Source organism: Nocardia sp. JMUB6875 (genome assembly GCF_041154655.1).
In the GTDB taxonomy this organism is placed as follows: domain Bacteria; phylum Actinomycetota; class Actinomycetes; order Mycobacteriales; family Mycobacteriaceae; genus Nocardia.
The window spans coordinates 1-1,519 of record NZ_BAAFGR010000386.1 but is presented as its reverse complement, the minus strand read 5'-3'; the positions used below and the strand labels follow the sequence as shown (position 1 = coordinate 1,519).

The window sequence follows — 1,519 nt, the reverse complement described above, 5'->3', positions numbered from 1 at the left end:
CAAGGTAGCCGCCTACCTCGCCGCCCACCCCGACGTAGCCGCCGAAATCGCCAAGCTCAAATCCCTCCCCAAGGACCAACGCAAAGCCGAACGCCAAGCCTGGCGCCAAGCGAATCCCCAAGCCGCCCAAGACCTGAAGGCCGCCCGCCAAGCAGTAATCGACTACCACAAAGCCTGCGGCCACCAGAAGTAGCTCACTCCCCATACCCGGGCCCGGTCGATTCGACCGGGCCCGCCGCACCCTGCTACGCGGAGGCGGCGCGCAAATGTTCGGACAAGGCCACGACCAGTACGGCATGCGGGACCTTGGTTACCGGAAACGCGAGCGGCCACCACTTTTCACGTTTCGAGATCACGATGGCCCCTTGGTCCACCTTGACGCTCTCGACCTCGGACCACGTCAGATCACCCTTGGGGCTGCGTAATCCCGTCGCGTCGAGGGTCAGGACGCCGAAGGTCAGGCTCTCGCCGCGGGCCAGCGCCGCGAGAGCCTCGGTGCCATCGGTGTAGCTCACGGTCAAGGCCGGAGCCGACGGAGTGGTCGAGGATCCCTGTACCGCAACGGAAGCGGGTTCGCTGCGGGAGCGAAGGGATGCGCCCAGGACGAGACCGCTGCCGAGCACGAAAACCGCGCCCATGCCACCGGTCCACCACGCGGTGCTGTGATTCGCCGACCTTTCCTCGTCCACGCTGTTGGTGTGGCTCTTACTGCGACTGACATGCTGGCACCGGTCACCGGCGCGCATGGTCTCACCCGCGCACGTCCCGGTCTCCTTGATCACGCTGAAGCAGACGAACAGCAGGCCCACACCCAGCAACATCATGATGACGGCGCAAAGGATCGTGCCGCCCTTGCCCTCCCGTGTTTCGGACATTGCTCTGCCCACCCCCTGGTGAATCGACTGCCCAGTCAGCCATTTCGCCTCAGCTGATCGCCGCAGGCCCGTCGAATCACAATTCCATACCCTGCTCGAGGCACCAACTCGAACAGCAAGGACATCAGGACGCCTTCCTCGCGCGCAGTGAGCCGGACTCGGTCGAATCGACCTGGCCCGCTGGACTTTCCAGCCACACTGATTGCGAACCAATACCGTGATCACCGGGGGGATGCGCTCATGCCGCGCATGAAATCAACCACCGCGACCCACACTCGCCGAACCAATCTCGCCACCCTGACCTTCACCGTCCTGGTCAGCGCGATCACCGCCGCGATAGTCGCGGGCACCGTAGCCCCGCGCCCCGCCGATCCACATGCGGCCGTGAGCGATTCACCGTCCCGCTGGTCATGGCGATTCCCATGGTCATGGTCCTGGAGTTGGCGCTGGTCCTGGGATTTCAACGTAACGATCGGCATCCCCACCAAGAAATCTCACGCCAAACAACGAAGGGGCGCTTCGTCGTAAGACGAAGCGCCCCTTCTTGCTCAACGAGCGATTACGCGGTGCCTAGGCGTGGATCAGGCGACGCCCTCGGCGCGGGCGGCGTTGCCGACGGCTTCGGCGACGGCGGGGGCGACGCG

The 1,519-nt window shown here is 64.8% G+C and carries 3 protein-coding genes; 2 read left to right on the top strand and 1 reads right to left on the bottom strand.

What is annotated here, in order from left to right:
- Positions 1-193, top strand: a 193-nt coding sequence (locus tag ACAM49_RS40125; RefSeq protein WP_369640729.1) for a hemophore-related protein, incomplete at its 5' end; no start/stop codon positions are given.
- 52 nt (positions 194-245) lie between these two features.
- Here the strand turns inward: ACAM49_RS40125 and ACAM49_RS40120 are convergent.
- Positions 246-875: a hypothetical protein gene (locus tag ACAM49_RS40120; protein ID WP_369640728.1), complete on the bottom strand. Its 630-nt coding sequence runs from the start codon at positions 873-875 to the stop codon at positions 246-248.
- 410 nt (positions 876-1,285) lie between these two features.
- Between ACAM49_RS40120 and ACAM49_RS40115 the strand changes: the two genes are divergently transcribed.
- The coding region (locus ACAM49_RS40115) for a hypothetical protein (RefSeq protein WP_369640727.1) at positions 1,286-1,519 on the top strand (234 nt) is incomplete at its 3' end.